General features: G+C 64.2%; 12 protein-coding genes and 1 tRNA gene. 6 read left to right on the forward strand and 7 right to left on the reverse strand.

Annotated elements, in window-relative coordinates; genetic code table 11:
• Positions 1 to 9: 9 nt before the first annotated feature.
• Entirely contained in the window at positions 10 to 1,407 is a 1,398-nt protein-coding gene (thrC, locus tag FJ426_RS05250) for a threonine synthase (protein WP_140559386.1), read from the reverse strand.
• A 129-nt stretch (positions 1,408 to 1,536) separates the two neighbouring features.
• Here thrC and FJ426_RS05255 point away from each other — a divergent pair, with 129 nt between their 5' ends.
• Positions 1,537 to 2,262, forward strand: a complete 726-nt coding sequence (locus FJ426_RS05255; RefSeq protein ID WP_140494939.1) for a hypothetical protein — start codon at positions 1,537 to 1,539, stop codon at positions 2,260 to 2,262.
• Between the two features lie 35 nt (positions 2,263 to 2,297).
• Here FJ426_RS05255 and FJ426_RS05260 read toward each other — a convergent pair whose 3' ends face one another.
• Entirely contained in the window at positions 2,298 to 2,987 is a 690-nt protein-coding gene (locus FJ426_RS05260) for an HAD family hydrolase (RefSeq protein WP_140494937.1), read from the reverse strand.
• A gap of 165 nt (positions 2,988 to 3,152) precedes the next feature.
• Between FJ426_RS05260 and FJ426_RS05265 the strand changes: the two genes are divergently transcribed.
• Complete coding sequence (locus tag FJ426_RS05265; protein ID WP_140494936.1) at positions 3,153 to 4,286, forward strand: site-specific DNA-methyltransferase; 1,134 nt, start codon at positions 3,153 to 3,155, stop codon at positions 4,284 to 4,286.
• A 66-nt stretch (positions 4,287 to 4,352) separates the two neighbouring features.
• On the opposite strand, the gene FJ426_RS05270 is transcribed toward FJ426_RS05265, so the two are convergent.
• Both FJ426_RS05270 and mutY read right to left on the reverse strand, forming a co-directional pair.
• Entirely contained in the window at positions 4,353 to 4,964 is a 612-nt protein-coding gene (locus tag FJ426_RS05270) for an HAD family phosphatase (protein WP_140494934.1), read from the reverse strand.
• Positions 4,961 to 6,151, reverse strand: coding sequence for an A/G-specific adenine glycosylase (gene mutY, locus FJ426_RS05275; RefSeq protein ID WP_140559387.1), 1,191 nt, complete (start codon positions 6,149 to 6,151; stop codon positions 4,961 to 4,963). The genes FJ426_RS05270 and mutY overlap by 4 nt, the downstream gene beginning before the upstream one ends.
• A 56-nt stretch (positions 6,152 to 6,207) precedes the next feature.
• On the opposite strand from mutY, the gene FJ426_RS05280 reads away from it, so the two are divergent.
• From FJ426_RS05280 to smc, 3 genes are all read left to right on the forward strand, one after another.
• Complete coding sequence (locus FJ426_RS05280; protein WP_140494930.1) at positions 6,208 to 6,708, forward strand: DUF721 domain-containing protein; 501 nt, start codon at positions 6,208 to 6,210, stop codon at positions 6,706 to 6,708.
• A 142-nt stretch (positions 6,709 to 6,850) separates the two neighbouring features.
• On the forward strand, positions 6,851 to 7,594 hold the full coding sequence (locus tag FJ426_RS05285; protein WP_140494928.1) for a DsbA family protein: 744 nt from the start codon (positions 6,851 to 6,853) through the stop codon (positions 7,592 to 7,594).
• Positions 7,595 to 7,708: 114 nt separating this feature from the next.
• Positions 7,709 to 11,167 carry a chromosome segregation protein SMC gene (gene smc, locus FJ426_RS05290; protein WP_140559388.1) on the forward strand — a complete coding sequence of 1,153 codons (3,459 nt, stop codon included), beginning with the start codon at positions 7,709 to 7,711 and terminating at the stop codon, positions 11,165 to 11,167.
• Positions 11,168 to 11,245: 78 nt separating this feature from the next.
• Here smc and FJ426_RS05295 read toward each other — a convergent pair whose 3' ends face one another.
• The 3 genes from FJ426_RS05295 to FJ426_RS05305 form a co-directional block, all read right to left on the reverse strand.
• Positions 11,246 to 11,614 carry a VanZ family protein gene (locus tag FJ426_RS05295; protein ID WP_140555925.1) on the reverse strand — a complete coding sequence of 123 codons (369 nt, stop codon included), beginning with the start codon at positions 11,612 to 11,614 and terminating at the stop codon, positions 11,246 to 11,248.
• A 66-nt stretch (positions 11,615 to 11,680) separates the two neighbouring features.
• Positions 11,681 to 11,755 (reverse strand) — tRNA-Gln (locus FJ426_RS05300).
• Positions 11,756 to 11,888: 133 nt separating this feature from the next.
• Positions 11,889 to 12,233 carry a VOC family protein gene (locus tag FJ426_RS05305; RefSeq protein WP_140494922.1) on the reverse strand — a complete coding sequence of 115 codons (345 nt, stop codon included), beginning with the start codon at positions 12,231 to 12,233 and terminating at the stop codon, positions 11,889 to 11,891.
• Between the two features lie 214 nt (positions 12,234 to 12,447).
• On the opposite strand from FJ426_RS05305, the gene ppdK reads away from it, so the two are divergent.
• Entirely contained in the window at positions 12,448 to 15,126 is a 2,679-nt protein-coding gene (gene ppdK, locus FJ426_RS05310) for a pyruvate, phosphate dikinase (protein ID WP_140559389.1), read from the forward strand.
• The last annotated feature ends 25 nt before the right edge of the window (positions 15,127 to 15,151 follow it).

Consider the following 15,151-nt stretch of genomic DNA (forward strand, 5'->3'; position numbering starts at 1 on the left):
TCGTACTCCTTAACGCGCCGCTCGCGCACGGCGGCTGACGTAATCTTCCACCATTTTCAGGTCGGATGGAAGTACCGTGTATTTTTCCTCCGATGTCATCAACCCACCTAGCCATGCGGGCAGCGCGGGTGACACGCCGCTGGCGGCCTCGACGGCGGCCGGGAATTTTGCTGGGTGCGCAGTGCCCAGCACCACCATCGGCACGGCATTCGAAGCCTTGCCGGCCGCGACATGCACGGCTGCCGCGGTATGCGGATCAAGCAGGTAGTTGCTGGCCGCGAGCGTCGAGCGGATCGTCGCGGCGACCTCGTCCATATCTGCGCGGCCGGCATCGAATTCGGCTCGCATCCCCGCGATCTCCGTGGCTTCTATGGTGAAGGCGCCGGATTGTTTGAGCCCGGCCATGTAGCGCCGCACGGTCGCCGGGTCGCGGCCCGACGCCTCGAACAGCAGGCGCTCGAAATTCGACGACACCTGAATGTCCATGGAAGGCGAGGTGGTCGCGAACACGCCCTTGGTGCGGTATTCGCCGGTCGCGAAAGTGCGTGCCAGTATGTCGTTGTCGTTGGTGGCGATGACCAGCCGATCGATCGGCAGGCCCATTTTTTTGGCGGCGTAGCCGGCAAAGATATCGCCGAAATTCCCTGTGGGCGCGGTGAAGGAGACGGGGCGATCGGGCGCGCCGAGCGACAGGGCCGAGGAGAAATAATAGACGATCTGGGCCATGATGCGGGCCCAGTTAATTGAATTCACCCCCGACAGCGAGACACGGTCGCGAAAGCCGTGATCGTTGAACATGTCCTTGAGCATGCCCTGGCAATCGTCGAAATTGCCTTCGATCGCCAGGGCATGCACGTTCTCAGCCTTCGATGTCGTCATCTGCCGTTGCTGCACCGGCGACACGCGGCCATGCGGGAAGAGAATGAAGATGTCGGTGCGGCTGCGCCCGGCGAAGGCGTCTATCGCTGCTCCGCCGGTGTCGCCCGATGTGGCTCCGACGATGGTGGCATGCTGGTTGCGTTCGGCGAGCACATGGTCCATCAGCCGGGCGAGCAACTGCATCGCGACGTCCTTGAAGGCGAGCGTAGGTCCATGGAAGAGTTCGAGGATAAAAGCGTTGGGGCCGGTCTGGACCAGCGGGCAGACAGCCTCGTGGCGGAAGGTGGCATAGGCCTCCCGCACCAGACGCTCGAACACGGGGGCCGGGATTTCGTCGCCAAGAAACGGCGACAGCACCCGGATGGCCAGTTCGGGATAGGCCAGGCCGCGCATGGCGCGGATCTCGGCCATCGAGAATTGCGGCCACTGGCGCGGCACATAGAGCCCGCCGTCGCGTGCCAGGCCTGTCAGGACGGCATCGCAAAACCCAAGCGCGGGCGCCTCGCCGCGGGTACTCACATATTGCATCGTCACAATTCCGTTACTGCCTTGGGTTTTCGACCCACGCAAGGTGGTTAATTTCTACGCTGGCTCAGTCGCATTTTTGCCGCGCGGTTGATATACGTCACCAGCTTTGCGAGAGGGAAGTGCAGTTTCATGGCGTTTCATACATTCAGCGGTCGCTTTTTCGCGGGTCTTGCGCTCACCGGCTTTATGCTTGCCGCCGCCGGCTGCCAATCAGGCGACAACGGTATGCTGAACCTGGGTTTTGGCAAGAAGGACCCGACTGCGCCACCGCCGCCGCAGGACCCCAAGATTCTGGCCAGCCAGTTGAATGCCTATTGCCCGAGGGTGATGCTTCGCGACGGCACGGCATTCTTCAACACCTACGCCAACGAAGCCCGGAAGCCCAGGCCCAAGCTCAAGAAGACCGGCGACGCCGCGCAGGATGCCGCGGCCCAGGCTGCGGCCGATGCTGCCGCTGCTACTCCGCCGGACGATTCGGCGAGGGTCATTTATCAGGCCTCGATCAGCGACGTGACCCGCGATTGCAGCCGCGCCGACGGACAGCTGACGATGAAGATCGCCGTCGCCGGCAAGATCGTGCCGGGGCCGAAATTCACGCCCGGCACCATCACCATGCCGATCCGCACCGCGGTGATGCATGGCACCGAGGTGCTTTATTCGCAGATCCACCAATATCAGGTCCAGGTTACCGACCCCTCGGTCGCCACGCAGTTCGTGTTCACCGATTCCAACATCGTCGTGCCGGCGCCGACGGCGCAGGATTATCAGGCCTATGCCGGCTATGATGAAAATGCGCCGAAGGCCGCGACCGACAAATCGAAGAAAAACAGGAAGAAAGCCGCCGCGACCAACTAAATCCGCAGGGGTGCTCGTCGGGGCCTAGCGGACGCTCACACGTCCGCCGACCATTCTGATAGGGCGACCAGCGTGCCGCTCAGATCCGCCCAGCGGCGGATCACCGTCTCGGCGCCCGCCTCCGTCAGCGCATCGGCATGGCCGGGATAGCTATGGGCGGCGCCCGTGAACCCGATGACACGCATTCCTGCCGACCTTGCGCCGGTCACGCCGTGCACGGAATCCTCGATGACGAAAGTGTTTGCCGGATGGGCGCCGAGCTTTTCGGCGGCGAACAGGAACACGTCCGGAGCCGGTTTGGTTTTTCCGGTCGGCGTCTCCATCGCGGAGAAGATGCGCCCGGCAAAGAATGGCAGCAGATGCACCTTCTCCAGCATGAATTCTATCCGCTCCGAGCGTGAGTTGGAGCAGATGCAACGTTGCGCCGTCACCGAGGCGACCGCTTCGCGCACGCCCTCGATGGCACGAACGTCGCTGCGCAGTTTCCGGTCGACCAGCTCTTCGGCGCGATCGATCAGCGAAACCTGGAATGGGATGTTGGACTTCTCCTCAACCCGCATCAGAATGTCCTTGAACGTCAGCCCCGCATAAGTCTCGGCAATCTCCTCGGCCGAGATTTCGTATCCTGACAAGGTCAGGAGCTCGGCCTCGACGCGCGCGGCGATGATTTCGGAATCGACGAGCACGCCGTCGCAATCGAAGATGACAAGGTCTGGCTGGGGCATGGTGATCCGGGCAATGAGAACGGGCAGGCTTCAGGCGGCGCGGCATACACCAACGGGCACGTCGGCGCAAACCGGCGGCGTCCGATCGCTGCCCTTCACCGAATATTTACGCTGATCGGTAACCATAACCGGGAGTAAACAGTAACGCGTGCCTTGGGTGTAAAAATGTCAGCCGTGCGTCTTGTCGACGAGCTTTCCCATGCTCCCCAGCAATCCGAATGGCTGGACACGATCCTGAAGGGCGACTGCGTCGCGGCGCTCGACCGGCTGCCCGAAAAATGCATCGACGTCATCTTCGCCGATCCACCCTACAATCTGCAGCTCGACGGCGACCTGCACCGGCCCGACCAATCCAAGGTCGATGCGGTGGACGACGACTGGGACCGGTTCGAGAGCTTCGAGGCCTACGATGCCTTCACGCGCGCCTGGCTGCTGGCCGCGCGCCGGGTGTTGAAGCCCAACGGCACCATCTGGGTCATCGGCTCCTATCACAACATCTTCCGGGTCGGCGCCAAGATGCAGGATCTCGGCTTCTGGATCCTCAACGACGTCGTCTGGCGCAAGACCAATCCGATGCCGAATTTTCGCGGTCGCCGCTTCCAGAACGCGCATGAGACGATGATCTGGGCCTCCCGCGACCAGAAGGGCAAGGGCTATACCTTCAACTACGAAGCGTTGAAGGCGTCGAACGACGACATACAGATGCGTTCCGACTGGCTGTTCCCGATCTGCACCGGTGGCGAGCGGCTGAAGAACGACAATGGCGATAAACTGCACCCGACGCAGAAGCCGGAGGCGCTGCTCGCCCGCGTCATGATGGCCTCGACCAAGCCCGGCGACGTCGTGCTCGATCCCTTCTTCGGCTCGGGCACGACAGGCGCGGTGGCCAAGCGCCTTGGCAGGCATTTTGTCGGCATAGAGCGCGAGCAGGCCTATATCGACGCCGCCAATGAACGCATCGACGCGGTGCGGCCGCTCGACGGCGCGGACCTGACCCTGCTCACTGGCAAGCGCGCCGAGCCTCGCGTCGCCTTCGTCAGCCTGATCGACACCGGGCTGGTGACGCCCGGTGCTACGCTCTACGACGCCAAGAAGCGCTGGGCGGCCAAGGTTCGCGCCGATGGCACGGTGGCGATCGGCGACAGTGCCGGATCGATCCACAAGATCGGCGCCGAAGTTCAGGGCCTGGATGCCTGCAACGGCTGGACCTTCTGGCACTATGAGCGCAGCGGCGGCCTGACCCCGATCGACGAACTGCGTCGCATCGCGCGTCTCGGCATGGAAAGGGCAGGGGGCTGACCCTGCCGATTGCCGCGGCCTTGGCGTTGGTTCAAAGTCTCAACGAAGTACTGGAAGCGATTCAAATCACGCCTTGATTCCGAGCCGCTCAAGGTCTGCTTGAAGTGTCTTGGCATCGGTGAACAGCACTGCCTGCCAGCCGGCCGCTTTGGCGCCGTCGACATTCTTCTGGCTGTCGTCGATGAACAGCGTCGCGGACGGTTCGAGCTCGAACGCGGCGACGTGATGGTCGTAGATGTCGCGATCCGGCTTGATCTTGCCGATCTCACCCGAAATGGTGACACCGCGCGGACGATTGAGAAAATCGAAGCGTTTGCGCGCTTCGGCCAGCGTATCGGCGGCGAAGTTGGTCAGCATGGTGACATCGTGGCCGCTGTCGATCAGACCGACCATGATGGCGACGCTGTCGTCATAGGCATGCGGCACCATGTCGTGCCAGTGGCGGCGAAAATTGCGGATGTTTTCCGCGTGATCCGGGTGGTCCGCGATCAGCAGCGTTTCCGCCTCTTCCCATGTCCGGCCGCGGTCCTGCTCGATGTTCCAGTCATGCGTGCAGACATTGTCGAAGAACCACTTTCTCTCCTCGGCATCGGGAATAAGCCGGCTGAACGGGATGTTCGGGTCGTAGTGGATCAGCACTTTGCCGATGTCGAACACGATGTGGCGGATTTCAGTCATGGGGCCTCTCTGCACTGTTCGGTGACGGCTTTTTTCGTCGCGCCGGGTATCGCAGCCTCGATTGCCTTTTTCATGACAGTGGGCAGCGCTTCACCCGAAATGTCCGACGGCAGCGACCAGAAATGCCCGGCGGGCGTCTCGCCGGTGCTTCGGGCGAGGAAGATTTCGAGCTCGAGCGCAAAATGGGTGAAGACATGCGCGATCCGGCCGGCTTGTCGCCAGTCGCCGGGAAAGGGTGCGGCCGCCGCTGTGGTCGCGCCGTCCAGCCGCGCCGTCCAGCCGGTCGTCGGCACCTCGGTCATGCCGCCGAGCAGCCCTTTGTCGGCGCGTTTGCGCAGAAGAATGGCACCGTCGCTTCGCACGGCGACGAAGGCTGCGCCGCGCCGCAGCGGTTTGTCGGCCTTGGGCAGGCGCACGGGATATTGTTCAGGATCGCCTGAAACGACCGCGCTGCAGCCCTCGCGCAGCGGGCAAAGCATGCAGCGCGGCCGGCGCGGGGTACAGATCGTGGCGCCGAGGTCCATCATCGCCTGAGCGAAATCGCCGGGCCTCGTCGTGGGAACCATGCGCTCGACACGGGCGCGAATGTCGGCCTTGGCTTCGCTGAGCGGCGTGGCAATGGAGAACAGGCGGGTCACGACACGTTCGACATTGCCATCGACGACGGCAGCCGGCCGGTCGAAAGCGATCGCCGCGATCGCCGCCGAAGTATAGGCGCCGATGCCCGGCAATTCCTTCAAGCCGGCTTCCGTATCCGGAAACCGGCCGTCGCGCCCGGCCACCAGATCGGCACAGGCCTTGAGGTTGCGGGCACGGGAATAGTAGCCGAGCCCTGCCCAGGCTTTCATCACGTCCTCGACGGGCGCCGCCGCCAGCGCCGCGACATCAGGCCATTTCTCGACAAAGGCGCGAAAATAGGCCTTCACGGCTTCAACCGTGGTCTGCTGCAGCATGACCTCCGACAGCCAGATCCGGTAAGGATCGGGCCGCACGCCACGGGCATGGTCGCGCGGGGTCACGCGCCACGGCAACTCGCGATGATGCACGTCGTACCATGCGAGCAGGCGGGATGCGGTACCGCCAGCTTTGCTGCTGTCCCCGGACGCAGCTCTGCTGCTGTCACTAGACGCAGCTTTGCTGCTGCTGTCCTCTGATATGGCCTTGCGGGTCTGCTCGTGCGGTGCCATTGATCTCGTGTCGGCCTCGGCCGGGAAGAGTGGAGGTGGGTGGCTGGAGAACGCACATGGCAGGGAAAAAGCCCTTCGGCAATCCCGTTCCGGTGAGCGATCTCGCCACCGCGATCCTCGACCCGGTGCTGCGCAAGCGGGCGGGCATTTCGGTCAGCCTGGTCCAGTCGTGGGAAGAGATTGCCGGTTCGCGCCTGGCCGGCCATTCGCGCCCTGAAAAGATCCAGTGGCCTCGGCGGCTGCACGAAGACGACCCGTTCGAGCCGGCCGTGCTGGTGATCGCCTGCGAGGGCATGGCGGCGCTCCATCTGCAGCATGAGGCCGGCGAGATCATCAATCGCGTCAATGCATTTCTCGGCTTCACGGCCATCGGCCGCATCAGGATAGTGCAGAAGCCGGTTCTAAGTGAAAAGGCGCGGCCGAAACCACCCGTCAGGCCTCTCAATGAGGCGGAAAAATCAAGACTGTCGCACATCGTCGGCAAGATAGAAGACGATGGCCTGCGTGCCTCTCTGGAGCGGCTCGGCGCCACTATTCTGGGACAAAGAAAGTCATAGCACCGTCGCCAATCTCGCGATTTCGTGATTATAAGCTTCAAGTTTCACGATTGGATTGGGGACGGCGATGCCTTAATTCGCGCCAACTCTCGCCTTTTCGTGCCTTTGCGTTGCAAAATCCAACCCCTGTCAGGTGATTCGTATGAACCGTCCTCCGTTCGGCAAAAGCTTGTCCCGCAGAAACCTGCTGTCTTCGCTGGCCGCCATTCCGGTGGTGGCCGTGCTTGCGGCATGCAGCGACTCTGGTGAGGAAGCCAAGGCGGCCGATGTGAAGCCTGCCGCTCCCGCCGCACCCGCGACATCGGCCACGCCGGCCGCCGTCAAGGCGCCGGAGGCTCAAGGCACCGTCGACATGGCCGAACTGCTTAAGCCCGGCGCATTGCCCGACAAGCAACTCGGCAAGGACGACGCCAAGGTCACGATCGTCGAATACGCCTCGATGACCTGCCCGCATTGCGCGCATTTTGCCGAAACCACCTTTCCGGAATTGAAGAAGAAATACATCGATACCGGCAAGGCGCGCTATATTCTGCGCGAATTCCCGTTCGATCCGAGCGCCGAGGCCGGTTTCATGCTGGCGCGCTGCGCCAAGGACAACTACTTCCCGATGGTGGATGTCCTGTTCAAGCAGCAGGCGAACTGGGTGGGCGTGTCCAACACCAAGGATGCGCTGCTGCAAATCTCCAAGCTCGCCGGTTTTACACAGGAGTCCTTCGAAGCCTGCTTGACGGACCAGAAACTTCTGGACGATGTGAGGGCGGTCCAGAAACGCGGCGCCGACGAATTCAAGGTCGACTCGACGCCGACCTTCTTCATCAACGGAAAGACCTACAAAGGGGCGATGTCGATTGAGGAAATGTCGGCCATCATCGACCCTCAGCTCTGACGTCTTGGCGATGCCGAAGCGGCAGCGCTTCGGCATGCGTGGCCTTTGGCCGTGCTGCGCGCCGCCGCAAACCCGCGGCGCGTTTTCGCAAAAGTCGCTTTCAGGGCGGCGTGAATGAAGTTTTCGCGCCTTCGCCTCCTCGGTTTCAAATCCTTCGTCGAACCAGGCGAGTTCGTGATCGAACGCGGCCTGACGGGCATTGTCGGGCCGAACGGCTGCGGCAAGTCTAACCTTGTCGAGGCGCTGCGCTGGGTGATGGGCGAAAGCTCCTACAAGAACATGCGCGCGTCCGGCATGGACGACGTGATCTTTTCCGGCTCGGGCACGCGCCCGGCACGCAATACCGCCGAGGTCACGTTGTTCCTCGACAACAGCGATCGCTCGGCGCCGGCAGCCTTCAACGACGCCGACGAATTGCAGGTCTCGCGCCGCATCGAGCGTGAGGCGGGCTCGCTCTACCGTATCAACGGCAAGGAAGCGCGCGCCAAGGACGTGCAGCTTCTGTTCGCCGACCAGTCGACCGGCGCGCGTTCGCCCTCGATGGTTGGCCAGGGTCGCATCGGCGAGCTGATCCAGGCCAAGCCCCAGGCGCGCCGCGCCCTGCTGGAAGAAGCGGCCGGCATTTCCGGCCTGCATACGCGCCGCCACGAGGCCGAACTCAGGCTCAAGGCCGCCGAGCAGAACCTCGAGCGCCTGGATGACGTCGTTGGCGAGCTGGAAAGCCAGATCGAAAGCCTGAAGCGCCAGGCACGCCAGGCCTCCCGCTTCAAGAACCTGTCGGCCGACATCCGCAAGGCCGAGGCGACGCTGCTCCATCTGCGCTGGACGCTGGCCAAGGCCCAGGAAGGCGAGGCACGTTCGGCGCTGGCCGTCGCCACCGCCCTGGTTGGCGACCGCGCCGCCGCCCAGATGGCGGCCGCCAGGGAGCAAGGTATCGGCGCGCATCGGCTGCCCGATTTGCGTGACGCCGAAGCTGCGGCGGCCGCGGCCTTCCAGCGCCTGTCGATCGCCAGATCGCAGATCGAGGAAGAAGCCGGCCGCATCCGCGCCCGTCAGGCAGAACTCGAGCGCCGGCTCCAGCAGCTCGACGGTGACATCGCCCGCGAGGAGCGCATGGTGCGCGACAATGCGGATATCCTCGAACGCCTGCGCGCCGAGGAAGCAGCGCTCAACTCCGAAAATGCCGGCGCGGCCGAGCGTGAAGCAACCACCCGCGCCGCCTTCGAACAGGCAGCCGCGACGCTCTCGCAGAGCGAAGCCAGGCTTGCAGCACTTACCGCCGAGCGGGCCGAGGCCGCCGCTTCGCGCAATCAGGTCGAGCGGACGCTGCGCGAGACCGCCGAGCGTCGGGACCGTTTCGCCCGCCAACTCGCCGATGTCGACCGCGAATTGTCGGAAATACTCTCCAAAGTCGCGGGCTTGCCCGACCCGGCCGAGAAGCGACTTCTGGTCGAGGACGCGCTGGCGCGGCTCGAAGAGAGCGAGGCCGGCGCGATTGCCGCCGAACAGGCGGTCGCCGAGGCGCGCGCCGCCGAAAATGCCGCCCGCCCGCCATTACAGGACGCCAGGGCCGAACTGGCGCGCATCGAAACCGAAGCCCGCACGCTGGCCAAGATCCTGAACGCAGCCAGCGGCGATCTCTTCCCGTCCGTGCTGGAACAGATCAGCGTCGAGCGCGGCTATGAGACGGCCTTGGGCGCCGCCCTCGGCGAGGACCTTGACGTGCCGCTCGACCGCAGCGCCCCGGTGCATTGGGGCGAGAGCGCGATCCAGGCCGATGACGCCACGCTTCCCGAAGGCATCAAGAGCCTGGCCAGCGTGGTACGTGCCCCGGCGCAGCTTGCCCGCCGGCTGGCGCAGATCGGCATTGTCGAAGCCGCCGACGGCCGCCGCCTGCAAGGGCTGCTCGCGCCCGGCCAGAGGCTGGTCAGCCCTGAGGGCGCGCTGTGGCGGTGGGACGGGCTGACCGCCAGCGCCGACGCGCCGACCGCGGCCGCGCAACGCCTGGCGCAAAAGAACCGGCTGGCCGAGCTCGATGCCGAAGCGGTGCAGGCGACGCTTATGCTGCGCGAGGCCGAGGCGGTGCTCGCACAGGCCGAACAGTCGCTTCGCGAGGCCAGCGAGGCCGAGCGCGCCGCGCGTCAGGCCGGACGCGACGCCCAGCACGGGCTGGACGCCGCCCGCAACGCGCTGGCCGAAGCCGAAAAGGCCGGCGGCGAGTTGGCGAGCCGGCGCGCCGCCCTGGACGAGGCCCGCGCCCGTATTGTCGACAGTCATCAAGAAACTTCGGCCGCCTTTGCCGAGGCGGAAATGCTGCTGCAGGACGCGCCCGATCTCGGCGACCTGCAGATACAGCTCGAGCAATCCTCGGCCAATGTCGCCCGCGACCGCGCCACGCTCGCCGATGCGCGTGCCGTCCATGAAGGGTTGCGGCGGGAGGCCGAGGCGCGGTCGCGCCGGCTCGATGCGATCGGCGCCGAGCGCAGCAACTGGCTGGAGCGCGGCGAGAACGCTTCGACGCAGATCGCCTCGCTGGGCGAACGCAAGGCAGAGGCCGAGGCCGAACGCGAGAGATTGGCCGACGCACCCGACGAGATCGATGCCAAGCGGCGCGCCTTGCTGTCACAGCTCACCGAGGCCGAGACCTTGCGCAAGGCGGCGGCCGACCGTCTGCAGGAAGCGGAGAACAGGCAGGCCGAACTGGACAAGGCGGCCACCAGCGCCATCCAGTCGCTGGCCGAGGCGCGCGAGACCCGTGTCCGCGCCGAGGAGCGCTTGACCGCGGCCGACGAGCGCCGGCTGGAGGTCGAGGCGCGCATCCAGGAGACGCTGAACACGCCGCCACATCTGGTCATCCGCCATACCGGGCTGGAGGCCGACGATCCGATGCCCGAAATGGCCGAGATCGAGCGCCAGCTCGACAGGCTGAAGATCGAGCGCGAGCGGCTCGGCGCCGTCAATTTGCGCGCCGAGGAGGAGCAGAAGGAGCTTTCGGACCGGCTGGAGACCATCGTCTCGGAGCGCGAGGACATCATCGAGGCGATCCGCAAGCTCAGGCAAGCGATCCAGAGCCTCAACCGCGAAGGCCGCGAGCGGCTTCTCGCCGCTTTCGACGTGGTCAACGGTCATTTCCAGCGGCTATTCTCGCATCTCTTCGGCGGCGGCACGGCGGAATTGCAGCTGATCGAATCCGAGGATCCGCTCGAGGCAGGACTTGAAATCCTTGCCCGTCCGCCCGGCAAGAAGCCGCAGACCATGACGCTGCTGTCCGGTGGCGAGCAGGCGCTGACGGCGATGTCGCTGATCTTCGCCGTGTTCCTCACCAACCCGGCGCCGATCTGCGTGCTCGACGAAGTCGATGCGCCGCTCGACGATCACAATGTCGAACGCTTCTGCAATCTGATGGACGAGATGGCCAAGACCACCGAGACGCGCTTCGTCATCATCACCCATAATCCCATCACCATGGCGCGCATGGACCGGCTGTTCGGGGTGACCATGGCCGAGCAGGGCGTCAGCCAGCTCGTTTCGGTCGATCTGCAGGCAGCCGAAGCCATGCGCGAGGCAAGCTGACTTCACCTTCAACGTGCCGTGCTGAAGCCTGATTTTGAGCGTTGTCTTTCGCGGTAAGGCAGTCGGTTCGGCTTCTTCTCACCTTGCGCGTTGCACGATCCAGGTCGCCCAGATCGCGGCCAGCAGACCGCATGCAATGCCAATGCAATCGGCAACCCAGTCGAGCACGTCGAAATCGCGGCCTATCGCCGTGGTGCCCTGGAGAACTTCTATGGCAGCGCCGACAAAGGCGAGGAAGACGATCAGCGCCGGCTTGTGCCGCGGCCAGCCGAGGCTGCCCAGGAAAGCCAGCACGGCGAATGCGCTGGCGTGATTGAGCTTGTCATAATGGAAGCCGATATCGATTCCGAATTGCTTGAGGCGATGTGCCGGCAGCAGCGCGAGAACGAGGACGGCCAGGAGCGTGACGACAAAGGCAATCCGCTCGGCGACGGAATAGATTCTCATTCTGCTCCAACAACATGTCTCCGGTATAAACCGTAACCTATGTGTCCGGAACGGACCTTGTGCGCTTGGCTGGGGCGCCAGGATTCGAACCTGGGAATGTCGGTACCAAAAACCGATGCCTTACCACTTGGCGACGCCCCAGCAGCTGACATGCGTCGACTGCGCGCGGCCTTATAGGCTGTGCCGGTGGAAAGCTCAATGCCTGGAGATTGCGACTTTCCTGCTGATCCACCACTCTATTGGCGACGGTCGCCTCATGCGCCGGTCGCGCCGCCTATTCTCCCCACACCGCCATCTCGTTTCCAGCCGGGTCGGCAAAGTGGAACCGCCTGCCGCCCGGAAACGAAAAGATCGGTTTGATGATCGTGCCGCCGGCATTCTCGACGGCTGCCAGCGTCTCTTCCAGATCCTGGGAGTAGAGCACCGGCAACGGCTTGGCGGTGGCGTCGCCGCTGTCGGCCTGGAAACCGCCGTCCAGTCCCTCGCTAAAGGCCGAATAAGTCGGTCCATAGTCGGTGAACGACCAGGCGAAGGCGGCGCTGTAGAAGGCTTTCACACTGTCCAGCGTCGCGCCGGTTGCCGGCAGTTCCAGATAGTCGAGTTTTCCGGTGAGCTTCATGATGCACCTCTTCGTTCCCTGTATGTTCTAGTCTTGGACCGTTGCACTGGCAAGTCCTTTTGCCGCAGCTTTTGCTTAATCGATTGTAGCGGCCAAACGGCTTTGCCGACGCCTTGCCTTTCGCATTGCAGCATCATATCCGTCCAAAGTCGGGATATGGCGGGGCTTTCTGTTTCGTCAATCTTTCCAATCTCCTGCAACCGGAGAGCAAAGCATGACCAAGTGGGTTTTCACCTTTGGCGATGGTGCGGCCGAAGGCCGGGCTGGCGACAAGAATCTGTTGGGCGGCAAGGGTGCCAATCTGGCCGAGATGTGTAGCCTTGGCCTGCCGGTGCCGCCGGGCTTCACCATCACGTCGGAGGTCTGCAACGCCTACTATGCCAACGGCCGCGCCTATCCGGCAGGGCTTGAAGCGGACGTCGCCGTGGCGCTGGACCATATCGGCCGGCTCACCGGCCGCCGTTTCGGCGATCCGTCGAAACTGCTGCTTGTGTCGGTGCGCTCCGGCGCCCGCGCCTCGATGCCTGGCATGATGGACACCGTGCTCAATCTCGGCCTCAACGACGAAACCGTCGAGGCGCTGGCCGCCGATTCCGGCGATGCGCGCTTTGCCTATGACAGCTACCGGCGCTTCATCCAGATGTATTCCGATGTCGTCATGGGGCTCGACCACGAGGTGTTCGAGGAGATCCTCGAGGATCAGAAGGCCAGCCTCGGCCATGAACTCGACACGGAACTGACGGCTATCGAGTGGCAAGGCGTCATCGCGCTCTACAAGGCCAAGGTCGAAGAGGAGCTCGGCAGGCCGTTCCCGCAGGATCCGCACGAACAGCTCTGGGGGGCGATCGGTGCCGTGTTCTCGAGTTGGATGAACAACCGCGCCATCACTTACAGGCGCCTGCACGATATTCCCGAAAGCTGGGGCACGGCGGTCAATGTCCAGGCCATGGTGTTCGGCAACATGGGTGGAACTTCGGCCACCGGGGTCGCCTTCACTCGCAATCCGTCGACCGGCGAAAAGCAGCTCTATGGCGAGTTCCTGGTGAATGCGCAGGGTGAGGACGTCGTCGCCGGCATCCGCACGCCGCAGAACATCACCGAGGCGGCCCGCATCGCCGCCGGCTCCGACAAGCCGTCATTGCAGAAACTGATGCCGGACGCCTTCCAGTCCTTCGTCACCATCTCGGACAGGCTGGAAAAGCACTACCGCGACATGCAGGACCTCGAATTCACCATCGAGCGCGGCAAATTGTGGATGTTGCAGACGAGGTCCGGCAAGCGCACCGCCAAGGCGGCGCTGAAGATTGCCGTCGAGATGGCCAGGGACGGCCTGATCTCGAAAGAGGAGGCGGTCGCCCGCATCGATCCCGCCTCGCTCGACCAGCTCCTGCACCCCACCATCGATCCGAAGGCCGCGCGCGACGTCATCGGCGTCGGCCTGCCGGCGTCTCCAGGCGCCGCCACCGGCGAAATTGTCTTTTCCTCCGCGGACGCCGAGGATCTCAAGACACAAGGACGCAAGGCTATCCTGGTGCGTGTCGAGACCAGTCCCGAGGACATCCACGGCATGCATGCGGCGGAGGGCATCCTGACCACGCGCGGCGGCATGACCAGCCATGCCGCGGTCGTGGCGCGCGGCATGGGCAAGCCGTGCGTTTCGGGCGCCGGTTCGCTGCGCGTCGACTATAAGGCAGCTACGCTGATGTCGATGGGGCAGACCTTCCGCAAGGGCGACATCATCACCATCGACGGCGGCAACGGGCAGGTGCTCAAGGGCGCAGTGGCGATGCTCCAGCCTGAGCTTTCCGGCGATTTCGCCGCGATCATGGAATGGGCGGACGCGGTGCGGCGCATGAAGGTGCGCACCAATGCCGAAACCCCGCTCGACGCGCGCATGGCGCGCTCCTTCGGTGCCGAAGGCATCGGCTTGTGCCGCACCGAACACATGTTCTTCGATGGCGCCCGCATTATCGCCATGCGCGAGATGATCCTGGCCGACACCGAAAAGGACCGGCGCGCCGCGCTTGCCAAGTTGCTGCCGATGCAGCGAGCGGATTTCCTGGAGCTGTTCGAGATCATGGCCGGCCTGCCGGTGACCATCCGCCTGCTCGATCCGCCGTTGCACGAATTCCTGCCCAAGACCGAGGCCGAGATAGCCGAAGTCGCGGCGGCGATGAATGTCGCGCCGGACAAGCTCAGGCAGCGCACCGAGGCGCTGCACGAATTCAACCCGATGCTCGGCCATCGCGGCTGCCGGCTTGCGGTGTCCTATCCCGAGATCGCCGAGATGCAGGCGCGCGCCATTTTCGAAGCCGCCGTCGAGGCTGGCCGCAAGGCCGGCGCGCTGGTGGTACCCGAGATCATGGTGCCGCTGGTCGGGCTTGTGAAGGAACTCGACTATGTCAAGGCGCGCATCGATGCGGTGGCCAAGAGCGTCATGGACGAAAGCGGCGTCAAGATCGACTACCTGACCGGAACCATGATCGAGCTCCCCCGCGCGGCGATCCGCGCCCATGTCATCGCTGAATCGGCCGAGTTCTTCTCTTTCGGCACCAACGACCTGACCCAGACGACATTCGGCATCTCGCGCGACGACGCGGCCTCGTTCCTGGAAACCTATCGCCAGAAAGGCATCATCGAACAGGATCCGTTCGTATCGCTGGACATCCATGGCGTCGGCGAACTGGTGCGCATGGCCGCCGAGAAGGGCAGGGCGGCGCGGCCAGGGATCAAGCTCGGCATTTGTGGTGAGCATGGCGGCGATCCGGCCTCCATCCGCTTCTGCGAGGAGGTCGGACTGGACTATGTGTCCTGTTCGCCCTACCGCGTGCCGATCGCCAGGTTGGCGGCCGCGCAGGCGGCCGTTCAGGTGGCAAAGGCGGGCCGCGGCTGAGCGCCTGCCGCCGATCGGAACGAGG

Source organism: Mesorhizobium sp. B2-6-4 (assembly GCF_006441495.1).
Lineage (GTDB): Bacteria > Pseudomonadota > Alphaproteobacteria > Rhizobiales > Rhizobiaceae > Mesorhizobium.